Source organism: Corynebacterium sp. HMSC06C06 (assembly GCF_001807295.1).
Classification (GTDB): Bacteria; Actinomycetota; Actinomycetes; order Mycobacteriales; family Mycobacteriaceae; genus Corynebacterium; species Corynebacterium striatum.
Genome location: NZ_KV788486.1, coordinates 20,571 through 43,361, shown reverse-complemented (window position 1 = coordinate 43,361; position 22,791 = coordinate 20,571). Strand labels below are relative to the sequence as shown.

The window sequence follows — 22,791 nt, the reverse complement described above, 5'->3', positions numbered from 1 at the left end:
CATAGCTAACCCCCGACCTGTCCACTTTCCGGGGGTCAGGCCCGTCGGTGGTCAGGGCGGTAGTGGCTACTGCGGCCACGCTAACGCGCAGAGCGCGAGCACAGATTAGAATCCCTCTCATGACTGAAAATGCAGCTGCCACGTTGCCGCCATGCCCTGAATGTTCCTCCGAATACACCTACGAGATGCCGCCGCTCATCGTCTGCCCGGAGTGCGCGCACGAGTTCGAAGCCACCGCCGCTGGTGCGGACACCGACTCCGCTGAGCCCCAGGTAATCGTTGATTCTGTGGGCAACACGCTTGCCGACGGCGACACAGTCACCGTCACCAAGACCCTCAAGGTCAAGAGCGCGCAGCAGCCGCTGAAGTCCGGCACTAAGGTCCGCGGCATCCGTCTGAACTTTGATGCTGGAACGGGTCAGGAAGACCACAACATCGACTGCAAGATTGATGGCTTCGGTGCCATGACGTTGAAGCCGGCGGTGGTCAAGAAGGTCTAGAGGGGTTTGCCCGAAAGTGATATCGTTACTGATATCAACGGGAAGGTGGGCAGTGCGATGGCCTCATTGGTAGTAAGAAACCTTGACGACGCGATAAAAGAAGCGCTCGTGGCTCGTGCGCAGGAGAATGGCCGCTCAATGGAAGCGGAGGTGCGCGCAATTCTTATTGACGTTGTGCAACCGAAGAACATTGGGATTGCTCTTTATGAAGCAAGCAGAGATGCCGCGGTTGAATTGGAAACTCCACCACGTGATGACGAAGCGCGGGCGGTGCTTTTTAAATGATCGTACTGGACACAAATGTCGTATCTGAGGTGCTTAAACCGCGTCCGGATGACAAAGTGTTGAGTTGGATGAAAAGCATCGAGGTCCGCACATCTGTCACTGCCATGACTGTTTCGGAGCTTTATGCTGGCGTGGCTATCTTGCCAGAGGGAAAGAAGAAGGCCACGTTGCGCAAGGTCTTAGATCGCGTCCTGAGTATGTACCCAATTCTTTCCTTTGATTTTCTGGCTGCGCAGGAATACGCCGAAGTCGTTTCTAGGCGGAGACAGTCCGGGCAGCCAATTTCTACTGTCGATGCGCAGATAGCAGCGGTATGCCGAGCCAATAATGCTGTATGCGCCACCCGTAATGTCAAGGATTTTGAGAATACTGGAGTTCGACTCATTAACCCATGGGATTAGTCAAGGTGGCGCAGGCGATGTCAAAGCCAGATGATGAGGAAGCCCGCACCGCTATGTATTTCGCCCGCACCGCGGAGCGGCCGAATAAATTGAAGTTTTATCCGCCCTGACGTGCTCCGGAGCTTGTTAGGGCGCTAGACTGTGGAGCCATGACTAACCCGAGTGATTCCACCGCGCACCGCTATACCCCGGAGCTCGCGGCCCAGATCGAGTCGACCTGGCAGCAGTACTGGAAAGACAATGGCACGTTTAACGCGCCGAACCCCGTCGGCGACCTAGCCACGGAGGGCGAGGGCGCCCTTCCGAAGGAAAAGCTCAACATCCAGGACATGTTCCCGTACCCATCTGGTGCGGGCCTGCACGTGGGCCACCCGCTGGGCTATATCGCCACCGATACCTATGCCCGCTACAACCGCATGCTGGGCAAGAACGTCCTGCACACCCTGGGTTATGACGCCTTTGGCTTGCCGGCCGAGCAGTACGCCATCCAGACCGGAACCCACCCGCGCACCACCACGATGGCCAACATCGAGAACATGCGCCGCCAGCTGGGCCTGCTGGGCTTGGGTCACGATCCGCGCCGCTCCGTGGCGTCGACGGACCCAGAGTTTTATAAGTGGACTCAGTGGATCTTCCTGCAGATTTACAACTCCTGGTTCGACGAGGAGCAGCAGAAGGCGCGCCCAATCGCTGAGCTGGTAAAGGAGCTCGAGGTAGGCAAGCGCAAGACCAAGGATGGCCGTTACTACTCCGATCTGACTGCAGCCGAACAGGCCGCAGCCCTGGACGAGTTCCGCCTGGTCTACCTGTCTAACTCCACCGTCAACTGGTGCCCTGGCCTGGGTACCGTGCTGGCAAACGAGGAGGTCACGGCAGAGGGTAAGTCCGAACGCGGCAACTTCCCGGTCTTCCGCAAGAACCTGTCTCAGTGGATGATGCGCATTACCGCTTACTCCGATCGCCTGCTGGACGATCTGGAGCTTCTGGATTGGCCGGAGAAGGTCAAGTCCATGCAGCGCAATTGGATTGGTCGCTCCCGCGGCGCCGAGGTGGACTTCACCGCTGAGGGCCACAAGATCACCGTCTTCACCACTCGCCCTGACACCCTGTTCGGCGCTGAGTACGTGGTGCTGGCTCCAGAGCACGAGCTTGTCGACGCCCTGCTCTCCCCCGTCCCGTATGACGACGACGTCGACAGCCGCTGGACCTTTGGCCACGATGATCCAAAGGAGGCCGTGGAGGCCTACCGTGAGTCCATCGCCGCAAAGTCTGACCTGGAGCGCCAGGAGAACAAGGAAAAGACCGGCGTCTTCTTGGGCACCTATGCTGTTAACCCGGTCAACGGCAAGCAGGTTCCGATCTTTATTGCTGACTATGTTCTGACCGGCTACGGTACCGGCGCCATCATGGCGGTGCCGGCGCACGATACGCGTGACTACGAGTTCGCCACCGAATTTGGCCTGCCAATTACGGAGGTTGTCTCTGGTGGTGACATCAGCAAGGAGGCGTTTACTGAGTCCGGCAAGGCCGTTAACTCCGCTAATGATTCCATCGACCTGAACGGCAAGTCCAAGGAAGAGGCAATCGCGGCCATCATCCCGTGGCTGGAGGAGCAGGGCATCGGCCGCGAAAAGATCCAGTACAAGCTACGCGACTGGCTGTTTGCACGCCAGCGTTACTGGGGCGAGCCCTTCCCCATCGTCTATGACGCTGAAGGCCAGGCTCACCCGCTGCCAGAGTCCATGTTGCCGGTCGAGCTGCCGGAGGTAGAAGACTACAAGCCGGTCTCCTTCGACCCAGACGATTCCGATTCCTCCCCGCAGCCGCCGCTGGCCAAGGCCCGCGAATGGGTGGAGGTGGAACTCGACCTCGGCCAGGGCACCCAGACGTATTATCGTGACACCAACGTCATGCCGCAGTGGGCAGGTTCTTCCTGGTACCAGCTGCGCTACATCGATCCGCAGAATTCGGAAGAATTCTGCAGCTTGGAGAACGAGCGTTACTGGACGGGACCTCGTCCTGCGGACTTCGGTCCCGAAGATCCAGGAGGAGTTGACCTCTACGTCGGCGGCGTCGAGCACGCGGTGTTGCACCTGCTCTACGCCCGTTTCTGGCACAAGGTCCTCTTCGACCTCGGTCACGTTTCCTCCAAGGAGCCGTACCGCCGCCTGTTCAATCAGGGCTACATCCAGGCTTATGCCTACACCGATTCCCGTGGCGTTTACGTCCCGGCTGCCGAGGTAGAGGAAAAGGACGGCAAGTTCTACTACAACGGTGAAGAGGTTAACCAGGAGTACGGCAAGATGGGCAAGTCCCTGAAGAATGCCGTGGCTCCGGATGACATCTGCCGCGACTACGGTGCCGATACCCTGCGCGTTTATGAGATGTCCATGGGTCCGCTGGATACCTCCCGTCCGTGGGCAACCAAGGATGTCGTCGGTTCCCAGCGCTTCCTGCAGCGTCTGTGGCGCCTGGCCGTCGACGAGCAGACCGGCGAGCTTGCTACTAGCGATGCCGAGCTCACCGAGGATGATCTCAAGGCCCTGCACCGCGCCATCGCCGGTGTGCGTGATGATTACGAGAACCTGCGTCTGAACACCGTGGTGGCTAAGCTCATCGAGTACGTCAACTACCTGACGCGCACCTACGGCAACTCCGCCGAAGGCGCTCCGCGTGCTGCGGTCGAGCCGATTGCGCAGTTGGTCTCCCCGATTGCTCCGCACATCGCGGAGGAGCTGTGGAAGCGCTTCGGCCACACCGAGACCATCACCTACTCCTCCTTCCCCACCTTCGAGGAGAAGTACCTGGTAGATGACGAGATTGAGATTCCAGTCCAGATCAACGGCAAGGTTAAGGCACGCGTCAACGTGCCTGCCGACGCCGACGAGGACACCGTGGTTTCCGCCGCGCTTGCCGACGCCCGCATCGTCGAGCTGACCGAGGGCAAGAACGTGTTCAAGAAGATCTACGTCCCTGGCCGCATGGTCAACCTGGTGGTTAAGTAAGCGCTAAATCATCACAAACCGAGGGCCTGCGCCACGTCTAGGAGCAGGCCCTCTCCCCTATCTGTGCTGCTTGCCGAGGCCACGAGCTGCACGCTCGCAGGTGATCCTTTCCAGCTTCGGAGCCATGCTGCAGGGCATGCTCGCGCCATTGGGTGATATCCCAGCCGGTGAAAGGTTTCAAAGGCATAACGAAATACTAGGTGCGCTGGTGGACACGGGGGTTTAGCGGTAAGCCATAAAGCATGAATCCAAACCAAGAGCTGCTCAGGGACGCTTTGCGTCGGCTCGACATTGCCGAGCAAGCACTTAGCGACGCCCGCGCCCGCCTCCGTGATTTCGAACGTCAGACGGCCGACGTGCCCGAGGTGCAGCCAATTTCCACCCCACCCCAGCAGGCCCCTGCGCCACCTCCAGTGCAGCAGCAAGCGCAACCGTCGGCGCAGCCCCAGCCGCACGCGGCACCGCCTCCCTACCCGCGGCAGGCACCGCGGCCGCGTGCCCCGCGGGACCGCGAGAAGACGCTCATTGGTGCGGTGGCCGTGGGTGGCGCGCTTATCACGCTGGCGGGCGTGGCCTTCCTTGTGGGACTTGCCATTCAGGCGGGCCTCCTGGGGCCGGTGGGCCGCGTCGTTCTGGCTTACATCGTGGCGGGTGCGCTGCTCGGGGCCGGATGGTGGTTCCGCAACAAAGCTGCCCCGGCCGGTGTGACCGCCTTGGTGGCCACTTCCCTATTTGCGGCGCTGGCCACGACGTTCCTGGTGGTCATGTGGCTGGGCTGGTGGCCGGCATGGCTGGGAGCGGTGCTCATGGCTCTCATCTATGGCGGATTCGTGGGTTATGCCCATCGTTTCCGTCAGGGCTCATTCACGCAAGAGTGGATGGCCGCAGGCGCAAGCCTAGCCGCACTCTCCTACCCCAGCGCAGTGGCACCCGCGCACGTCGGCGGTGCCATGCTCGTGGTCGTGCTCCCTTTGGTTACCGCCACCTACAGCGTCTTGTGCCGCAGTGAGCGCATGGCCGAGGTGCTGCGCGCTATCGCCGGCATCGGGCTTGCCGTGGTCATGGTGGAAGTCGCCGCCCGCAGCACCCCTTTCAGTCTGCCCTCGTTGTGGATTGCCATCGCGTGCAGCTTGCTCGCCATCGCGGCTGTAGCCATAGTGGTCTACTTCCCCACCGTCAAGGCGGAATTTGGCTTTGCGTTCTTGGGGCTGCTCGCCCCGGGCTTCCTGCTGGTCACTGCCCTCCTTCGCGCGGACACCATCCTCGCAGAGTGGATGGCCGTTGCTGCCTTGGCTGTCATCGTGGGTATCGCCTGGCTTGGCAACTCCGTCATCAAGGATTGCGCACTTGGTGCTATCCCCGTGGTCTATGCCCTGGTCATGCTGGACACCATGGCGGGCTGGACTGGCACAGCCCCCACAGGGACCATGGCGGTAGTCCTGACGTTTGTCCTAAGCGGGCTCTTCTTCGCAGCATTCGTGCTGCTCCTCCATGCGATGAGCAATGCTTTCGTCCTGGCCGCCTGGTACCTGGGTTCGCTCATAGTGCTCACCCCGCTTCTCGGTGGTGTGCTCTTTGATCCGCCTGCCCTCGCTGGCATGGAGCCACTTGCCGAGGGCATCGTCCTCACCGTGGCTCTCATCGCGGGCTACCTGTTGCGCCAGCGTGTCCCCCACTACGAGCACCGCGGAGTTGCAGCCGCACTGTTACTCTTTGTACTCCTGCTCAGTCTTCTTGCCACGGTAGGCACAATCGCCTCGGCAGCCGCGATCGTGGCGGGAGCCGCGGGCCTCAAGACTGCCTACCTGGCTTCGCACGCCCTGGTTTCAGTGGCGTGGATGGTCCTTGCTGCCCGCCTGCTTCTTGCCGCGGAGCAGCGCTTTACCGCCGTCGGCGTGCTGCTTGCCATTGTGGCGGTGGCCAAGCTGACCTTCTTCGATCTCGCGGCCACAAGCGGAATCTTCCGCGCGCTCGCCTTCCTGCTCAGCGGCATTATCTTGCTGACCATCGCGGTGCGTCGCCGCGGCGTCGACAAGTCGCGCCGCGAACAGGTCTAGGCCTCGTCCCAGAAAGGAGTAGCGCAGACGGCCACGGCGTCGATTGCCGCGTGCGCGGGCGGATTCTCCTCGAAGACCACCGCAAACCCGGCCACGTGGCCCACCCAGAATTCATTTTCGGTGAGCTCATGCACGTGCTTCGCGACGTCCTTTACCTCACCCGTCACCCGCACCCGCGGCGTGAGCATGCTGGGCTTGTAATTGCTGTAGAAGCGTTCCGTGTCGGGGGCCTCGAAGTCCGCGGTAACGTGGTGACCTGCGGGTTCCACGTGCGTGGCCAAGAGTGCGGGGTACAGCGTGCCCTGCAAAGCCTCGCCACCGGCAGGGTTGCCGGCGGGGAGGGAAAAGGGGGCGTCGACAAGCGCGGCGAAGCGCTTACCTGCAGTTTCTACCACCCCGATGAAAGGCGTGGCCCTGTAGATGGTGCCCTGCTGGGCCGGGCCGCGGTAGGTGACCACGGCGGTCTGCTCATCTTCGTAGGTCATCGCAGTGATGCAGATGCCTGAAGGATCGCGGTGATAGAGGACCTCGTCAAACGCGGGGTCCTCATGGGAGCGCGCGACCTCGTGGAGCTCGTCGACGGTTTCCAAAAAGATGTCCATGGTCAGCCAGTTTAGCGGCGAACAAGGCCGCCTTCTTAGTGCTGCGCGTAGATGGTGTCGACCTTCTCCACCAGGGGCAGGACGTCGTAGGACGCAACCAGTTCGTCGTGCTGGTTGCAGAAGGCAGCATCCCAGCAGACCTCGCCATAGTCGTCGGTCACGCGCGGGGTGATTCGCTTCGCTGTGAGCCCGATGCGGATGGAATCAGCGTAGGTGACCGGGGTGATAAAGCGTAGGTTCTCCAAGCCGTAGTTGGCCAGGACTGGGCCCGGAGCAGGCTCGACGAAGGGGCCCGCTTGCCCAGGAAACCAGGAGGTAGCCGTGGGCTACTTCGTCATTCTCGGCTACATCGTCCTTGCGGCACTGTCTATCTCCTCGTGGATTGCCGTGGATTCTGGCCGTCTGCCACTGTTTGGCGCTTCGGTTCTCATCCTGGTCACGGTGCTGGGCACGACCTATGACCCGCAGTCTGCGCTATATGCGGAGATTCTTTTCAGCAAGTCCCAGACTTCGATGGCGGTCGCGGCCTACGCCATCGTTATTTTCGGCATCTCGCTTATCGGTGTTCTCCTGGTTCCGAAGAGAATCCAGGACCGTGACCCGCACGTTTAGAAGTATCTCGCTCCCGAAAACTAGGCGCATAAGTGCGAAGAGCCCGCCTGGGCGGCCAAGGCACAGAACTGTAGCTGGGCGTTAGCCACTGAATCTTCGGCACCGCGGATTGCCTGGCGGGCTGGGTCGTGGAACTGCACCGGCACGAAGTTAAGGATTTGCTGCTCCAGCGGGGAAGGCTGGCGGCCCGAATTGCGGATGCCGTCAGCGGTGATGCGAACGGCACCCAAGATGTCGCCGGTGAGCTGGGAGGCCGCGCCATAAGTATTCGCGGCGATGGTAAAACCATTGCCAAAGGAGGCGGTGGCATGGACGTTGCGGTTATCGTCCCAGCCGAACTTCGTGCCCACAACACCCGGCACGCGTGAGGTGCCAAAGTCTTGCTTATAGCCGTCAGCGGCAACGGGGGAAGCGGTGCGCATGCCATTGATAATTGGCGTGGCTAGTGGGTCGCCCACAATCGCGGAGGTAAAGCGCGCAAGGTCCTCAGTAGAGGTAGTGGTGTTGCCCCAGAATCCAGGGTAGTGGGTCTCATGCAGGCCAAACTGGCCGATGACCTCAGGGATTGCCTGCGGGTAGCGGCGGTCCAAGTCTGTGGCCGTGCCGTCCTCGCTCAAACGAATCATGTTCTCCACGCGGGCTTTGTCCGCCGGAGCACCGTGCTGCAGCACCCAATAGGCCAAGTAGAGCTTGACCAAGGAAAGCGCCGGGCGAGATTCGTGGGAATTAGCAGTAGAGACTACTGCGCCATTGCTGTAGCGCAGCGTGACCTGAGTACGCCCGGGCACAGCGTTAGGGTCGATGGTGATGCCAGCCTGGGCAACGGGCGTGACGAGGCCGGCGGCGAGGGTGCCAACCAGCGCGGCAGCAGAGATAGAGAGACGGGAACGCATAGGAAAATAGTAACAGCGCTGGGAAAACTAATCGTCCCCAGCGCTGCTAAATAGTTTGTCTAGATTTCTACGATCGTGCGGCCATGGTGGGTGCCGGCGAGCAGCTCCTTGGCGGCGTCTGCGACATCGTCGAGCGCAACGGTGCTGGAAATAGAATGCAGCATCTCAAGATCGAGATGCTCGTCCAGCAGCTTCCAGGCGTCCTCGCGGACCTTGAGCGGTGCGTCAACGGAGTTGCCGCCTGCCAGGACGATGCCGCGCAGGATGAATGGCAGTACCGAAGCCGGGAGGTCAGGACCAGCGGCCATGCCGGTTGCTGCTACGACGCCGCCCCACTTGATCTGCGCCAAGACGTTGGCCAGGACGGTGGAGCCAGCGGTGTCTACCGCGCCGTCGTAAAGCGCCTTCTGCAGCGGACGGCCGGTCTCCGAGAGCTCGGAACGATCAATGATGTGGTCTGCGCCCAGGGCCTGCAAGTACTCGCTTTCGCTATCAACGCGGCCGGTAACGGCGGTGACCTCGAAGCCCAGGGACTTGAGCAATTGGACGGCGATGGAGCCCACGCCGCCCGTGGCGCCAGTGACCAGCACATGGCCCTCGCGCGTGCCGTGGGTGAGCAGCTGGTTGACGCAGATGGCGGCGGTGTAGCCCGCGGTGCCGATTGCGGCGGCGTCGGCAGCAGTGAAGCGCTCTGGAACCACGAGGGTGGCGTTGGCATTCACGCGCTGCTTAGTGGTGTAGCCGCCGTGGCGGAATTCTCCCAAGCCGTCGCCGAAAGCGGCCACCAGGGCGCCCTCAGGTAGACGTTCATCGTTTGACTCCGCAACGTTGCCCACGACGTCGATGCCCGGCACCAGCGGGTTGATGCGCATGACGCCCTTGTTACCGTCGAGTGCCATTGCATCCTTGTAGTTCAACGAAGAATGGGAAACGTTAACCAGTACGTCGCCCTCGGCCAGAATCGGCTCATCCTCGAAAGCGTGAGAGATGGAACCGTCTTCGTTTCGCGTGACTTTGAGTGTGCTCATGCCCACGATGGTACGCCCATTATGAATCAGTGTTTTGCCAGCGAAGTACACGGCAAAAGTACAGCTTTTGTTGTTAGATTCTCGGACATGCTCGTTACCGAACAAACCACTCATTCGCGCAGCCGTATTCCGGCGGCCCCGCGCCGCCACCAAACGCTGCGCCGTGACTCACTTCTAGTCACGGCGCTCGTGCTGCTCGTTGTTGGTGTGGCGACGTTGGGTAAATCCTTCATTGAGATCCCCGGCGTGGTCAATGCCTCCGCGCATGCGGTGCGAAGCTTAGATCTGCAAATGTTCAACGGTTTTGATCATCCGACCATCTGGTACGGGCCTTGGACCAACACCATCGGCAATTTCTTGTTGTTTATGCCACTCGGCGCAAGCCTTATCGTGATGGGCCAGAATCTGCGCCGCGTGCGCTTTGGCCTCGGCGGAACCATCCTGGCCGGCTTGGCGCTGAGCTTGAGCATCGAAACCCTCCAGTACCTCTTCGCCCTCGGCTTCAGCGACGTTGATGACCTTGTGTTCAACACCTTGGGCACCGCCGTGGGCGCATTCTTTTTGGCCCGGATAAGCAAAGAGCTGCAGTCCAAAGTCCTACACCGTATGGGATTCATTGCAGCGACCGCGCTAACCGTTTTGGGCTGCGCGCTAGTCACGGGGTTTGTTGCTTAATCTTCTGCTCTGAGTTTTCTACGCGGCCTTCTTTGCGGAGCGCGACTCTCGCACAATTCCACTGCCGAGAAGGACTAGTCCGAAGGCTACCCATGCGAGCAGAGTCCATACCTGGGTGGCGATACTTGCTGCAGGGAAGTAGTTAACCAGGCGCAGCAGCGTAGCTGTGGCGCCGTTAGGCAGGAACTGGCCGAAGTATCCCCAGCTGCCGGACACGAATTCCTTGGGGGCCATGGTACCGGCCAGTGGGTTGCCCACCAGCATGATGGTCAGTGCGCCGAGACCAAAGCCGGGGGCGCCAAGCAGCGCCCTTAGGCCTAGGATGAAGCTGGAGACTGCGGCGATGCCTAGTGTGAATACGCCGGTCGATGCCCAGAAACTATCTGGCAGTAATCCGAATACTCCGCCGATTACTGCGGTGGTGAGCAGTCCGGCAATGGGGGCAAAGATTGCTAGGGCGAGGAGACGCTGCGAGTTTCGCTTCAGGAGGAAGGAAGGAATCGCTGCACCGAGCATGCCGCCGATGGCAACGGGGATAATAGCCATATTCATGGCGAGGCCCTGCGGGTCTTCGCTGCTGGTGGGCACAACGTCGGTGGTCTTGACGGTGACGTTAGGGAGTGCGTCAGCCGGGATGCCCTTCGCGGCAGCCATCGCCTGAGCTTGCTGGTTTGCCATTGCCTCTACTGGTTGCGCGAGGTTCTTCACGATGTTGCCTTGTGCGGCGCCGGCAGCGCTTGCGGTGAGGACCTCTGGTTCTTGGCCCAGCACGATGGCGCCGTAAGCCTCGTGTTCTTCGATGAGGGATACCGCGGCTGCGCGGTCTTCTACAGGTGTTATCTCGAAGAGTCTGGGTTGCTTCTGCTCAAAGGCTTCAGAAACCTTGCTCACTTGTTCTTGGGTTCCAACTACTGCGAGTGGGAGGTCTTTGGGGGTCATCGTGGCCATGGGCCACAAGAAGGCAGTTACGAAGAGGCACACTGCGAGAGGTGCCAAGAATCCAACGGCGATTGCCTTGGTCCAGTCTTTCATGTCGTTCCTTTGCTTGATTTTCAACGCTTGTTGAATAAGATATTTCAACAGTTGTTGAAAGTCAACACGTGATGAATTCTTCGAGGGTTCGAGGAAGTAAGGTTGAAGCCATGGCAGCTAAAGGCAAGGTCGAAGAATCCGGTGACGGTGCTCAGCCAGGGGCTGAGCATAAAAAGGCAGAGCGCAAGAAAGCTGGACGTCGTCCAGGCGCCCCAGAAGCGCGCGAGAAAATTCTGGAAGCCGCCTGCATGAGGTTTAGCGAGGTGGGCTTCGAAGCCACCACCATCCGCGCGGTCGCCAAAGAAGCCGACGTCGATCCCGCTCTCGTCATGCATTACTTCAAGAACAAGGACGGCTTGTTCGATGCGGTAATCGCGGACCTAAAAATGCTTCCGGCTCAGTTGGGGGCGTCTACTGACCTTCGAGGATTCATCGCGAACTATCTGCGCCTGTGGGAAAGCGAGGACATGGGTCCGCGTTTGCGTGCTGTGGTTCGCGGCGGCATTGGCTCTTCACATGCATCAGCTATCCTCCGTGAATCGATCATGGACAGCTTCGTAACGGACCTTTTAGAAACAGAGTTCGCCCAAAGTACGATTAGTGAAGGTAATCTCCTGGGCAAGATCGCGTATTTGGGTCCTATTCTCATTGGAACGGCGATTGCTCGCTACGTCGTGGAGGTTCCGCTGATGACGGAGAAGAGCATCGACGACATAGTGGAGGACATGTATCCCGCTATCGAGACGCTCCTATCTAACCAAGGCTAAGGCTTGAGGTTTTTCACGAACTCCGCGACATCGGTAGCCGCCTGCTTGGCAAAGGGGCTAACACCCGTGATGGTGGCTGAGCCCGGGCCAGTCCACGTGCCGTATCCCACGAGGAAGAGCCCCGGCACGGTGGGCTGGCGGTCTACCAGGAGGCGAGAAATGGGGCGAAGTGCGGGCCGGAAGCCGGTGGCCCAAATCAGGTGATCCGCGTCGATGTCGTCGAGGGAATCCGGCATCGGGGTGGCGCGCAGGAGCCCTTCATCACGCGCCTTGAGCACCGGCGGGACCATGACGATATCGCCCAGGTTCGTATCCGCGCCGGGGTCAGGCTCGCCACGATTGATGGCGTTGAGGCGCTCGCGGTTGCGCCGGAAGAGCACGCGTCCGTCGACGTCGTCAGGCATCCAGCGCGGCTCGCCCCTTGTTAGCCAGGTGGTGGTAATACCTTCAAGCAGCAGATCCGCCGCGATCTGTGCGCCGGAATTGGCCGCGCCCACCACTGCCACGCGGGAGCCGCTGAACTCCGCGACGCCGGGATAAAAGGCCGAATGCCATTGTGTCCCCGCAAACTTACCGGGGTAGTACGGGATGAAGGGCGCACGCCAGGTACCCGTGGCCGCCACCACGGTGCGGGCCATCAAGCGTTCCGTGCTCGAGTAGACGTGGAAGAACTCCCCATCGTGCTCCACGGACTCAACCATGAAGGGACGTCGCACCGGCAGCTCATAGCGCTCTTCGTAACGAGTTAGATAATCCACCACGTGGCTCGCCGGCGGGAAACCTTCATAAAAAGGCATGGGCCAGCCCGGTAGGTTGGAGGCGCTCGTGGTGCTAAATAAAGTCAGCGAGGGCCAGGTGTGCAGCCATGCACCACCGGGGCGTGATTCCGCATCCAAGATGGCGAAGTTCAAGCCCTTTCTGCGCAGGTAATAGCCCGTGGCCAGCCCTGCTTGGCCGCCACCTAAAACGAGGCAATCATAAACCTGCGCGGACACTTAAATGAGCTTCCTTTCTCGGGCCACGGTGACAGCCGCTGTGCGGGTATCCACGCCCAGCTTCTGATAGATGTGAATCAAGTGCGTCTTCACTGTAGCTTCCGAGATGAACAGGCGCTGGGCAAGCTCCTTATTCGATTTGCCCGTGGCCAGGGCTTCTAGGATCTCCAGCTCGCGGCCGGAAAGTGCCACCTCGGGGCGGGTGATGCGCTCGGCCAAAAGTGCTGCCACCTCGGGCGCTAGGGTGCGTTTGCCGGCGGCCGTGGCCAGGACGGCGTCGTGAAGCGCCTGCTCCGGCGCATCCTTTAGGAGATAGCCCAGGGCGCCTGCCTCCACGGCGGAAACGATGTCGGATTGGGTGTCATAGGTGGTGAGGATGAGCACCGGCGGGCCGCCAGCCTGGGCGAGCTGGGAAGTGGCCGCAATGCCATCGGTGCCGGGCATCTGGATATCGCAAATGACCACGTCAACATGTGGAGCATCGGGAGCTGCAAGCTTGGCGACGTCCGCCCCATCCGCGCCTTCTAACACCACATCGATGTCGGGGAAAGCGTTCAAAATGGCCCGCAGGCCGGCGCGCACCACGGGATGATCATCGATGAGCATGACGTTAAGCATCCTGGTCCTCCACTTTTTGCGGCATACGGATAGCAAGGGCGGTTCCCTGGCCCGGGGAAGATTCCACCGTGAGCGTACCGCCGTGGCTTTCCACGCGCTGGCGCAGGCCCCGCAGCCCGAAGCCACCCTGCGAAGGCGAAGCAGGGTCCATGCCTTCTCCGTCGTCGACGATGTCGAGCGTGGTCTCGCCTTCAAAACAGCCTAAAGTGACCACCGCGCGCCGGGCGCCAGAATGCTTGAGCATGTTGTTGAGCCCCTCTTGCGCCGCACGCAGCAGGTCCTGGCGGTGAGCTTCGGGCACCGTGCTTTCTCCCGAAACAACCAGGTCGATGACGGTATCTTTACCCAGCGCCGCGGCTTGCGCGGCAGCCGAATCTACTACCTGCTGGAGGGCCTCTTCCAAGGAGGCGGCGGGAGATGCTAGCTCGCTGACGAAGCGGCGGGCCTCGCTTAAGTTCTCGCTGGCCACCTTTTCAATCAGCGCCAGTGTCTCTGGGGAAGGATCTTTTTGAGCCGCGCGCGAGAGCAGAACGATGGAGGAAAGGCCTTGGGCCACGGTGTCGTGGATTTCCCGGGAGAGCCGTTCGCGCTCTTCCAGGCGGCCTGCTTGGTGCTCGCTCGCGGCAAGTTCGGCCTGGGTGGCGCGCAGCTGCCGGGCAACCTCAGCATGGTGCGCCGCCTCAGACTGCACCATGCGCCCGGCATGGAAGGAGCCGATGGCAAAGGCCGTGCCGATGAAGGGGCCGATGGCCGCCGCGATGGTCCATTCCGCCGGATGCTGCCAGGCGGGCAGGAAGGCCGCCAGTGCCCATAACAATCCGCTGCAGGCGATGCCCGGCCAGCGGGGAAGCGAGCTTAGAAAAGCAAAGACCAGCGGGAATTCCAGCCACATGAAGTCCTGGGCATGCACCATGAGCCCGCACCACAGCACGCACAGGCCCACCAGCCACAGGGCGCGGGGGAGTACGCGCCGCAGTGCGTAGACCACGGCCAATGCGACTGCCAGACCAAGAGCGCGGGCATCGAGGCGCCCGTCGATCCCGGCGCGCAGCAGGCCGAATAGCAACAAAAACGCGAACATCACGTGTAGCCCGGCGCGCCAGGGGCTAAGGCGCTTATGGAAGGTCTGCGGGGAGCGCTGTTTCACGTCATTCACAGCCTTTTACCCTAACCCGCAGGTGGGACACGGGGAATCAACCAGTTGGTTGACTCGAAGTTCAACTAGCGGCCCGATTACTAATCCGCGCGCGGTAGCGATGCTTGAAACTATGTTTCTTGGACTTAGAGAATTGCGCGCAGCCCGCGGGCGCTTTGCGCTGATTGGGTTGGTAGTCGCGCTCATTACCTTGCTTTTGGTCATGCTCTCTGGACTCACGGAGGGCCTTAGCAAACAAAACACCTCGGCTTTGGAGGCCTTGGGGCATGAGTATGAGCAGGCGAGCTTTAGCACCCAGAAGCCAACTTTTACGGAGTCAGAGATTTACGCGGACGACGTGGTGCCTGGCAGCGCGCCTTTGGGTACCGCGCAGACCAAGGTGGAGGGCTTCGGCGGCGTGGCTGTGCTGGGCCTGCCGGCGGGCGAGCCAATTCCGGGTACCAAGCAGCAGGTGCCAGCCACGGGAGTGGTGGCCTCGCAAGCGATTACGCAGGGAAATTCCGTGGTGATTGGGGATGAGACCTATGCCGTTCGCGGCACCGTGCCGGATCTGTACTATTCCCACTCACCGGTGCTGTGGGTTTCCACGCAGACTTGGGCGCAGTTGAGCCACGCGCCTTCCGACGTCGTGGGTACCGCCCTGCTGCACGCGAACAGCGTTACCACCGGGCTTCCCACGTCCGTCAGCATGCGCGAGGCCTTAAGCGGCCTGCCCTCCTACAACTCGGAGCGCGGCTCGCTTTTGACCATGCAGGGCTTCCTGTATGCAATCTCGGCGCTCGTGATGGTGGCTTTCTTGAGCATCTGGACCATGCAGCGCACCCGCGATCTTTCGATTCTGCGTGCGCTGGGGGCGCGGACGCGCTACCTGCTTGGCGACGCCCTGGCACAATCCGCACTCATCCTCGCCCTCGGAGTTGGTGTGGGTGCCGCAGTGGGCTGGGGCCTGGGCGCGCTCGCGCAATCGACGGTGCCTTTTGTGCTCTCGGCGCGCACGCTTGCTGCCCCGGCCGCCGGCATGTGGTTACTCGGCATGCTGGGCGCGGTGCTAGCTACCCGCCGAATCAGCAAAATCAACCCTTTGGATGCGTTGGGAGGACAAGGCTAATGCTAGAGATTGAAAACGTGACGGTTACCTTCCCCGATGGCCGCGATCGCGTGGTGGCGCTGGATGACGTCAGCCTGGCCATCAAGCCGGGCCAGCTCATGGCCGTCGTCGGCGAATCCGGCTCCGGCAAGTCCACCTTGCTCTCCGTGGCCGCAGGGCTAATCGAGCCCGATAGTGGGCGCGTGCGGGTAAGCGGTGAGCGCGGCATCATCTTCCAACAATCCAACTTGGTCAGCTCGCTCAATGCCCTGGATCAGCTGCTCATTGTGGACCACATGGCAGGCCGAAAACCTCGCCGTGAAAAGGCGCGGGAGCTGCTTGAGTATGTAGGCCTGCCTGGGATGGAGGCTCGCCGCATCACCCAGCTTTCTGGCGGTCAGCGCCAGCGCATCAATATCGCGCGCGCCTTGATGGCTGACCCCGAGGTGCTGCTTGCGGATGAGCCGACAGCGGCGCTGGATTCTTCACTCTCGCGCGACGTCGCCAAGCTGCTGCGTGACATCACCGATGAACAACAGACCGCAACGATGTTTGTGACCCATGACCGCAGCCTGCTGGAGTTTGCGGACAGTGTGGTGACCGTCAAGGACGGAAAGTTGGCGGCCGGTACCTAAAGCCCTGCAAGCGGGTGCAAACGGGGTACTACCAAGGAGATCTTCTATCGGCAGATGACTGGCTGGGTGATGCTGGTGCTCGGTGCGGCATGGACCATCATCAACCTGCTGGGGCCGTGGTACATCCTCGCCGAGATCGGCGCCGTGGCAGGTGCCTGGGCTGCGATGACGTGGCCATGGGAGACCCATAGGCTGCGCCGCTCCGTGCGCGCCGTAGCAAATAGGCTTTAGCGAGCCGCACGCAAAAGCTTGGCGACGGCCCGCGGGATCGCCGCGGCAATCTGCGAAGCCGAGCAGATGGCGTAGCCCTCCGGCGTTTTCGCCGCGATGGCTGCCGCATGGGCCTGAATGGCGCCGGCGTGGAGGACTTCTGTGATGATCTCGGTGAGCGTCGTGCGGCCTACCTGTGCTCTGTCCTCAAGATGTATCTGTGCGAGGACTGCGCCGAGGATGCCGGCCAGTACGTCTCCGGAACCAGGCGTTGCGGAATAAGAGTGACCGGCGTTGAAGGCATAGATGGGCTGGCCGGGTGCAGTAACCAGGGTATTTCTTCCCTTGAGCAGCACGATGCAGCCCAGCGCTGTGGCGAGCTCCTGCAGTGGCGCTGCTTTGCCTGATGACAGGTCGAGGTCCTTGTTGAAGGTCGCCTCGTAAAGCTCGGTGAACTCGCCCAGGTGAGGAGTGAGAACCGTGACGGGCAGGCTTCCCAGGCGGGCGCGCAACTCGGGGTGACGGGCAAGGAGTCGCAGCGCATCGGCATCGATGACGGCCGAGATGAACCCATCGAGCACCTCCGCGAGCTCCGCTTGGGCCGCAGCGTCAGTGCCGCGTCCTGGGCCCACGACGATGGCCTGGGCGTGACCCGCTGAGCCAAGATCTGGGTGAACCACGAGTTCCGGCAGGAGTGAGGTGATGGAGCGGTCTCCGATAAAGCGCACCATGGCCGGGCTGGTGCGCACTGCCGCGGTGGCTGCCAAGATGCCAGCTCCGGGATAGGTGTCGCTTCCGGCGGCAATAGTGACCACGCCGCCGGAATATTTGTCGGAGGAAATTCCTGGGGTGGGATCAACGATTGGTCCGGTACAGCCAACCGGGCGCGGGTGCGTTGCGATGCCATGGGCGGTCTCGATGTTGCCGGGGCGCCACGCATATGCGGATTCCAGGGTGGGCTCGTTGGCGATGTGCCCGGCCGGTTGCGCGAGCGATTCGAGCATCGCGCTAAACGATGTCGCGCCGGGCAGTGTTAAATCCGCCAGCACCACCTGGCCGCACTCCGCGGCGAGTACGTGGCCCATGCGCGCCCAACCGAAAGTTATGGTGACGTCAGCATGCACTGCGCCTTTGCAGGCGGCGATGCCAGTCTCTGCGTTGATGCCAGTGGGCATGTCGACCGCGAGCACCGGAATACCTGTTGCCTGCTCGTAGACCTCTAGCGCTTGGCCGCTGAGCCCGCGCCCGGAACCGAGGCCGGCCACGGCGTCGATAAGCAAGCTCGTGTCAGCTGGCAGGGAAGTGTTGGGATTAGGAGTGGACCCACTTTTTAGAACTTCGCCGCCGGCTTTCTCGAACGCAGCACGAGCGGCAGCGTGACAGGTCTCGGGTACGAGTGCTGTGACGGCGTGCCCCTGTTGGGCGAGAAGAGCGCCGACGAAAAGGCCGTCGCCGCCGTTGCCACCGCTGCCTGCCAGAATCATCACGTGGCCGGGGTGGGCGGCGAGCATTACCGCGGCGGCATCGGCCACCGCGTGGGCGGCCAATTGCATGAGCTGGTCTGGAGAGCTCTGCTGGGCAAGCAGGCGCTCCTCGGCAGCGCGGACGGCGTCGACGTGAAAGGCATATCGCATGCCGCCCAAAATACCCCCTTGCTTAGGCTGGAGCGTTCTGGCAGGTAGGGCACCAGAACAGGTTCCTGCCTTCGAGCTTCTTTTCTGCGATGGGCTCGCCGCAGATATAGCAAGGCATGCCGGCGCGGCGGTAGACATAAACCTCGCCGCCATGGTCATCCTTGCGTGGCGCGCGGCCCATGGCCTCTGGCGTGTGCTCCGGGCGGACCGTGTCGATGCGGGCGGTGGGCACGCCGGCGCGCATGAGTTCTACCAGGTCCTCCCAGATGACATCGAATTCGTGGCGGTCTAATTCATTGCCGGCAATAAAAGGCGAGATGTTCTGGCGGAATAAAACCTCGGCGCGGTAGATGTTGCCGACTCCGGCAAAGAGATGCTGATCCATCAGCAAGGAGCCGATGCTGCGGCTCGACCTGTGCACTCGCGGCCAAAGGTTAGCCGGTGATGCGTCCTCGCGGATGGGGTCGTGGCCAATCTTGGCGAGCGCGACGTCATACTCGGCATCCGTGATGAGCCGGCACCACTGTGGCCCGCGGAGGTTGGCAGCTAGGTCATCGCTTTCGATGCGCAGGCGAATCTGGCCCCAGACATCATCCAAAGGCTCAAAGCGCAAGCTGCCGATCAGCCCGAGGTGGATATAGATGATGTGCTCTGGCGCATCGGCGGAAAAGTGCAAAAAGAGATGTTTGCCGCGCGCTTCGGCGAAATCGAGCTGCGTCCCATCGAGCACGGCTGCTTCCGCCGCAAAGCGGCCCTGCGGACTCGTGACGCGCAGCGGCCCACCCCGGAATTCACGGTCGAGGCGCTGTGCAAGGTGATGAATGATGTGGCCTTCGGGCATGGGGATAAGTCTATTGCATGTGCTGCGAAGAAAGCTCAAGGATAAAACGGACATTTTTCCGTTTGGAGTGTGGGATTGAAGTGCGAAGACGAGGCTTAAGCGTTCATTTCCTGCTTTAAAGGTCTAGGTTAAATAGGTGAAAGTCAACATAATAAACATTTATCTATTTTGTTGTTTAGTCTATAGCGCGACCATATCTGATAAAGATTGGCCAAAATATATAGTGGTCCGTTTCACATTTATTTTTCTTCCGGATTAATTGGACTAGAAAGTGCCAGCGCATGGCGCTAAATTTTTATAAAGCTAGAATTGGTTAGTGAAATTCTTTATCGGATTTTTGTCCGATTGGCTTTGCAAACGTTGACTTTGAAACCGCCGTTGATATGCTTCGCATGGATGTATCTACTGGTGAGTGATAGATCCAACCGCTGCGCATGTAGGGGTGCGTGGCGGCTATAGCCAGGTGAGTGGGACTGCCTGGCTGTAGAGGGTGAGGGCTTGTTCCGCATCCTTAGAGAGACAGGTAACGCCTGGGCCCATCCTTTCCGGGGCCCAGGCGTTACTCGTATGTTTTAGGCGGCTTCGTCAGTGCGGTTTCTGGCGGTGTGGCGCCGTGGCAGGGCGTATGAGTAAACCCAGTTCTTTCGAGTAAAATCCAATCCAAAAGATCCAGCCCGGTTGCGGGGATTGTCTATGGCGGAAGGCCTTTAAATGACGCGTTTGCTTGGTTTTGACCGTGAGAAGTACATCGAGATGCAGTCGGAGCACATCCATGAACGGCGCCAAGCTATCGGCGGCAAGCTGTATCTGGAGATGGGCGGCAAGCTTTTCGACGATATGCACGCCTCCCGCGTGCTGCCCGGGTTCACTCCAGACAACAAGATCGCCATGCTTGAGCGCATCAAAGATGATGTCGAGATCCTCATCTGCATCAACGCTAAGGACATCGAGCGTCAAAAGATGCGCGCTGACCTCGGAATCCTCTACGAAGATGACGTTTTGCGCTTGGTCGACGTCTTCCGTGGCCGTGGCTTCCTAGTAAACAACATCGTCATGACCCAGCTGGAGGATGGCAACAGCCAAGCTGAGGCCTTCATTGACCGCCTGGAGCGCCTTGGCCTGAGCGTTGCACGCCATCGCGTTATCCCGGGTTATCCTTCCAACACAGACCTCATTGTTTCTGAGGAAGGCCTTGGCCGGAACGAGTACGCGGAAACCACGCGTGACCTGGTTGTCGTCACTGCGCCGGGGCCAGGCTCCGGCAAGCTGGCGACCGCCCTATCGCAGGTCTACCACGAGCACCAGCGCGGTGTGCAGGCTGGATACGCCAAGTTTGAGACCTTCCCGATCTGGAACCTGCCGCTCGATCACCCAGTGAACCTGGCTTACGAGGCCGCAACCGTTGACCTCAACGACGCAAACGTCATCGATCACTTCCACTTGAGCGCATACGGCGAATCCACGGTGAACTACAACCGCGATGTTGAGGCTTTCCCGCTGCTTAAGACCCTCCTGGAGAAGCTGACCGGCAACACCCCGTACCAGTCCCCGACGGACATGGGCGTCAACATGGCCGGCTTCTGCATCACCGATGACGAAGTCTGCCGTGAGGCCTCCAAGCAGGAGATTATTCGTCGCTACTTCAAGGCTTTGGTGGAAGAGGCGCGCCTCGGCCTAGATTCCACGCAGTCCGAGCGCGCGGCCGTCGTCATGGCGAAGGCCGGCATCAAGTCTGATGGCCGCCCAGTAGTAGCGCCGGCGCGCAAGCGTGCCGCCGAAACTGACGAGCCCGCCTCTGCGTTGCAGCTTGCCGACGGCACCATCATCACCGGCCGCACTTCTGCGCTTCTGGGCTGCTCCGCTGCGATGCTTCTCAATGCGCTTAAGCATCTCGCCGGCATTGACGATGAGATCCACCTGCTGAGTCCAGAGGCCATCGAACCGATCCAGAAGCTCAAGACCGAGTATCTGGGTTCGCGTAACCCGCGGTTGCATACGGACGAGGTTCTCATCGCGTTGTCTGCATCGGCGGCCAAGGATGAAAACGCCCGTAAGGCCATGGCTCAGCTGAAGAAGCTAGCTGGTTGCGATGTTCACACCACCACGATTTTGGGCTCGGTGGATGAGGGAATCTTCCGCAATCTTGGGGTGCTCGTCACATCCGATCCAGTGTTCGCCCGCAAGCAGGCGCTTTACCAAAAGCGCTAAGTACGGAGTTTTCGGAAGAATTTAGGAAAAGAAACAGCTCAAGCATAGAATTAGTGGCGTGAGCCTTAGCAAAATTCTTCTGTACTACTGCTTTACCCCAATTTCTGATCCCACGGCCGTCATGTTGTGGCAGCGCAATCTGTGCGAGAAGCTCGGACTGAAGGGTCGCATTCTCATCTCCGAACACGGTATCAATGGCACCGTGGGCGGCGACATGAATGCCTGCAAGCGCTACGTTCGTGAGACCCGCGAATACCCAGGATTTAAGAAGATGGAATTCAAATGGTCCGATGGCGGCGCTGATGACTTCCCGCGCCTGTCGGTCAAGGTCCGTGACGAAATCGTGGCCTTTGGCGCGCCTGGTGAGCTCAAGGTGGACGAGAACGGCGTCGTCGGTGGCGGCGTTCACCTCAAGCCAGAAGAGGTTAACAAGCTGGTAGAAGAGCGCGGTGACGAAGTCGTGTTCTTTGACGGCCGCAACGCCATGGAAGCGGAGATTGGCAAGTTTAAGAATGCCGTGGTGCCTGACGTCAAGACCACCCATGACTTCATCAAGGAAATCGAGTCCGGTAAGTATGACTGGATGAAGGACAAGCCGGTTGTCTCCTATTGCACCGGGGGTATCCGCTGCGAGATCCTCTCATCCCTGATGAAGAATCGCGGTTTCAAAGAGGTCTACCAAATTGACGGTGGCATCGTGCGCTACGGCGAGAAGTTTGGCAATGACGGCCTGTGGGAAGGCTCGATGTATGTCTTCGACAAACGCATGCACCATGAGTTTGGGCAAGGGCTGCAAGATCCTGGCTTTATTCAGCTGGGGCACTGTGTGCACTGTGGAAAAGCAACGAACACGTTCCACAATTGCATTAATGAGGACACGTGCCGTCAGCAGGTTCTAATTTGCGACGATTGCGTACAGCACGTTGAAACCCAGCACTGTGGGCGTCCAGAATGCGCGGAGGTCGCAGCTACAGCTGCAGCAACCAATGCTTAGCTCGAGCAGAAATTAGCTCGAGCAGAAAACGGTGCTCCTAGAGAAAGCTTTGGCTGAGGGAGCGCCGAAGGCGCTGGGTTATCCGAGAGGGACGAGCAGGATCTGGATATCGGTGATGCACCACAACATGAAGTTGCAGGCCATCACCCAAAAAATGGCCATCCACGAACGCCAACGTAAGTAGCGCTTGAGTTTGTGAATCATGATGAGCGCCGTGCCAATCATGCCGATGAACGGGATGATTATGGTAGTGAAGGCAAAGAAGCGGCGCTGGCCGTTGGTGCATAGCCAGGTGGCGAGGGAAGCGTCGCAAAGCGCCCCGCCCTGGGAACGCGTGATAAGGGCTAGGACCAGTGCGTAAAGCCCGGAGGCGGCGAGGATGCCCAGCATGAAGTAAATTGCCTGAATCGTCGAACGGCGATTGGCTTTTGCAACGGCAAGAGGATCAGGTGCATCAGCGAGTTCATCAAACGTTGCTGGCTCGGGGCGCCGCAGGTTGGCATAATCCGCATCAGTTGTCAGATCGTTTTCAGGATGCTCGTCAGTTGCACTCATA

At 60.4% G+C, this 22,791-nt stretch carries 23 protein-coding genes and 1 pseudogene; 13 read left to right on the top strand and 11 right to left on the bottom strand.

Features of this window, described 5'->3' with window-relative positions:
• Nucleotides 1–119 precede the first annotated feature (119 nt).
• The 5 genes from HMPREF3153_RS04985 (at nt 120) to HMPREF3153_RS04965 (ending at nt 6,248) form a co-directional block, all read left to right on the top strand.
• Complete coding sequence (locus tag HMPREF3153_RS04985; protein WP_034657306.1) at nt 120–500, top strand: zinc ribbon domain-containing protein YjdM; 381 nt, start codon at nt 120–122, stop codon at nt 498–500.
• A gap of 57 nt (nt 501–557) precedes the next feature.
• Nucleotides 558–785 carry a FitA-like ribbon-helix-helix domain-containing protein gene (locus tag HMPREF3153_RS04980; RefSeq protein WP_034657307.1) on the top strand — a complete coding sequence of 76 codons (228 nt, stop codon included), beginning with the start codon at nt 558–560 and terminating at the stop codon, nt 783–785.
• Nucleotides 782–1,186 carry a type II toxin-antitoxin system VapC family toxin gene (locus tag HMPREF3153_RS04975; protein WP_005530848.1) on the top strand — a complete coding sequence of 135 codons (405 nt, stop codon included), beginning with the start codon at nt 782–784 and terminating at the stop codon, nt 1,184–1,186. The genes HMPREF3153_RS04980 and HMPREF3153_RS04975 overlap by 4 nt, the downstream gene beginning before the upstream one ends.
• 149 nt (nt 1,187–1,335) lie before the next feature.
• The gene (gene leuS, locus HMPREF3153_RS04970; protein ID WP_070420199.1) at nt 1,336–4,191 is read left to right on the top strand and encodes a leucine--tRNA ligase; all 2,856 of its coding nucleotides are present in this window, start codon (nt 1,336–1,338) and stop codon (nt 4,189–4,191) included.
• Nucleotides 4,192–4,433: 242 nt separating this feature from the next.
• Entirely contained in the window at nt 4,434–6,248 is a 1,815-nt protein-coding gene (locus tag HMPREF3153_RS04965) for a DUF2339 domain-containing protein (protein ID WP_070420198.1), read from the top strand.
• On the opposite strand, the gene HMPREF3153_RS04960 is transcribed toward HMPREF3153_RS04965, so the two are convergent.
• Entirely contained in the window at nt 6,245–6,850 is a 606-nt protein-coding gene (locus HMPREF3153_RS04960) for a hypothetical protein (protein ID WP_070420197.1), read from the bottom strand. The genes HMPREF3153_RS04965 and HMPREF3153_RS04960 overlap by 4 nt on opposite strands.
• Nucleotides 6,851–6,885: 35 nt before the next feature.
• Nucleotides 6,886–7,180 (bottom strand): annotated as a pseudogene (locus tag HMPREF3153_RS04955) (phenylacetic acid degradation bifunctional protein PaaZ); the annotation flags it as partial.
• Here HMPREF3153_RS04955 and HMPREF3153_RS04950 point away from each other — a divergent pair.
• The gene (locus HMPREF3153_RS04950; protein ID WP_070420195.1) at nt 7,172–7,462 is read left to right on the top strand and encodes a hypothetical protein; all 291 of its coding nucleotides are present in this window, start codon (nt 7,172–7,174) and stop codon (nt 7,460–7,462) included. The pseudogene HMPREF3153_RS04955 and the gene HMPREF3153_RS04950 overlap by 9 nt on opposite strands.
• A gap of 20 nt (nt 7,463–7,482) precedes the next feature.
• Here the strand turns inward: HMPREF3153_RS04950 and HMPREF3153_RS04945 are convergent, their stop codons facing one another.
• Together HMPREF3153_RS04945 and HMPREF3153_RS04940 are read right to left on the bottom strand one after the other, a co-directional pair.
• Nucleotides 7,483–8,355 (bottom strand): hypothetical protein, encoded by an 873-nt coding sequence (locus HMPREF3153_RS04945; RefSeq protein WP_070420194.1) that lies wholly within the window; start codon nt 8,353–8,355, stop codon nt 7,483–7,485.
• A 59-nt stretch (nt 8,356–8,414) separates the two neighbouring features.
• Complete coding sequence (locus HMPREF3153_RS04940; RefSeq protein ID WP_070420202.1) at nt 8,415–9,383, bottom strand: acrylyl-CoA reductase family protein; 969 nt, start codon at nt 9,381–9,383, stop codon at nt 8,415–8,417.
• An 87-nt stretch (nt 9,384–9,470) separates the two neighbouring features.
• Here HMPREF3153_RS04940 and HMPREF3153_RS04935 point away from each other — a divergent pair, with 87 nt between their 5' ends.
• Nucleotides 9,471–10,058 carry a VanZ family protein gene (locus HMPREF3153_RS04935; protein ID WP_049146716.1) on the top strand — a complete coding sequence of 196 codons (588 nt, stop codon included), beginning with the start codon at nt 9,471–9,473 and terminating at the stop codon, nt 10,056–10,058.
• Between the two features lie 18 nt (nt 10,059–10,076).
• On the opposite strand, the gene HMPREF3153_RS04930 is transcribed toward HMPREF3153_RS04935, so the two are convergent.
• Nucleotides 10,077–11,090, bottom strand: coding sequence for an ABC transporter permease (locus HMPREF3153_RS04930; RefSeq protein ID WP_070420193.1), 1,014 nt, complete (start codon nt 11,088–11,090; stop codon nt 10,077–10,079).
• A 110-nt stretch (nt 11,091–11,200) separates the two neighbouring features.
• Between HMPREF3153_RS04930 and HMPREF3153_RS04925 the strand changes: the two genes are divergently transcribed.
• Nucleotides 11,201–11,857 carry a TetR/AcrR family transcriptional regulator gene (locus HMPREF3153_RS04925; RefSeq protein ID WP_070420192.1) on the top strand — a complete coding sequence of 219 codons (657 nt, stop codon included), beginning with the start codon at nt 11,201–11,203 and terminating at the stop codon, nt 11,855–11,857.
• Here HMPREF3153_RS04925 and HMPREF3153_RS04920 read toward each other — a convergent pair.
• From HMPREF3153_RS04920 to HMPREF3153_RS04910, 3 genes are read right to left on the bottom strand one after another with little or no spacing between them, the layout of a single operon-like run.
• Entirely contained in the window at nt 11,854–12,852 is a 999-nt protein-coding gene (locus HMPREF3153_RS04920) for an NAD(P)-binding domain-containing protein (protein WP_070420191.1), read from the bottom strand. The genes HMPREF3153_RS04925 and HMPREF3153_RS04920 overlap by 4 nt on opposite strands.
• Nucleotides 12,853–13,470, bottom strand: coding sequence for a response regulator (locus HMPREF3153_RS04915; protein WP_049146724.1), 618 nt, complete (start codon nt 13,468–13,470; stop codon nt 12,853–12,855). It abuts the gene before it with no gap.
• Complete coding sequence (locus HMPREF3153_RS04910; RefSeq protein ID WP_246817166.1) at nt 13,463–14,617, bottom strand: sensor histidine kinase; 1,155 nt, start codon at nt 14,615–14,617, stop codon at nt 13,463–13,465. Before HMPREF3153_RS04910 ends, HMPREF3153_RS04915 begins: the two co-directional genes overlap by 8 nt.
• A 121-nt stretch (nt 14,618–14,738) precedes the next feature.
• Here HMPREF3153_RS04910 and HMPREF3153_RS04905 point away from each other — a divergent pair, with 121 nt between their 5' ends.
• From HMPREF3153_RS04905 to HMPREF3153_RS12615, 3 genes are read left to right on the top strand one after another with little or no spacing between them, the layout of a single operon-like run.
• Nucleotides 14,739–15,734, top strand: a complete 996-nt coding sequence (locus HMPREF3153_RS04905) for an ABC transporter permease (RefSeq protein ID WP_070420190.1) — start codon at nt 14,739–14,741, stop codon at nt 15,732–15,734.
• On the top strand, nt 15,734–16,348 hold the full coding sequence (locus tag HMPREF3153_RS04900) for an ABC transporter ATP-binding protein (RefSeq protein ID WP_046646718.1): 615 nt from the start codon (nt 15,734–15,736) through the stop codon (nt 16,346–16,348). The genes HMPREF3153_RS04905 and HMPREF3153_RS04900 overlap by 1 nt, the downstream gene beginning before the upstream one ends.
• A 54-nt stretch (nt 16,349–16,402) precedes the next feature.
• Nucleotides 16,403–16,579, top strand: a complete 177-nt coding sequence (locus tag HMPREF3153_RS12615; RefSeq protein WP_236081528.1) for a hypothetical protein — start codon at nt 16,403–16,405, stop codon at nt 16,577–16,579.
• On the opposite strand, the gene HMPREF3153_RS04895 is transcribed toward HMPREF3153_RS12615, so the two are convergent.
• Nucleotides 16,576–18,192, bottom strand: coding sequence for a bifunctional ADP-dependent NAD(P)H-hydrate dehydratase/NAD(P)H-hydrate epimerase (locus HMPREF3153_RS04895; RefSeq protein WP_070420189.1), 1,617 nt, complete (start codon nt 18,190–18,192; stop codon nt 16,576–16,578). The two genes, HMPREF3153_RS12615 and HMPREF3153_RS04895, sit on opposite strands and share 4 nt — an antisense overlap.
• A 22-nt stretch (nt 18,193–18,214) precedes the next feature.
• Entirely contained in the window at nt 18,215–19,033 is an 819-nt protein-coding gene (locus HMPREF3153_RS04890; protein WP_046646722.1) for an Fpg/Nei family DNA glycosylase, read from the bottom strand.
• Between the two features lie 711 nt (nt 19,034–19,744).
• On the opposite strand from HMPREF3153_RS04890, the gene HMPREF3153_RS04885 reads away from it, so the two are divergent.
• Nucleotides 19,745–21,241 (top strand): DUF1846 domain-containing protein, encoded by a 1,497-nt coding sequence (locus HMPREF3153_RS04885; RefSeq protein ID WP_070420188.1) that lies wholly within the window; start codon nt 19,745–19,747, stop codon nt 21,239–21,241.
• A 58-nt stretch (nt 21,242–21,299) separates the two neighbouring features.
• Nucleotides 21,300–22,235, top strand: coding sequence for an oxygen-dependent tRNA uridine(34) hydroxylase TrhO (locus HMPREF3153_RS04880; RefSeq protein WP_049146732.1), 936 nt, complete (start codon nt 21,300–21,302; stop codon nt 22,233–22,235).
• Nucleotides 22,236–22,313: 78 nt separating this feature from the next.
• Here HMPREF3153_RS04880 and HMPREF3153_RS04875 read toward each other — a convergent pair whose 3' ends face one another.
• Entirely contained in the window at nt 22,314–22,790 is a 477-nt protein-coding gene (locus tag HMPREF3153_RS04875) for a hypothetical protein (protein ID WP_005530916.1), read from the bottom strand.
• Between the last annotated feature and the right edge of the window lies 1 nt (nt 22,791).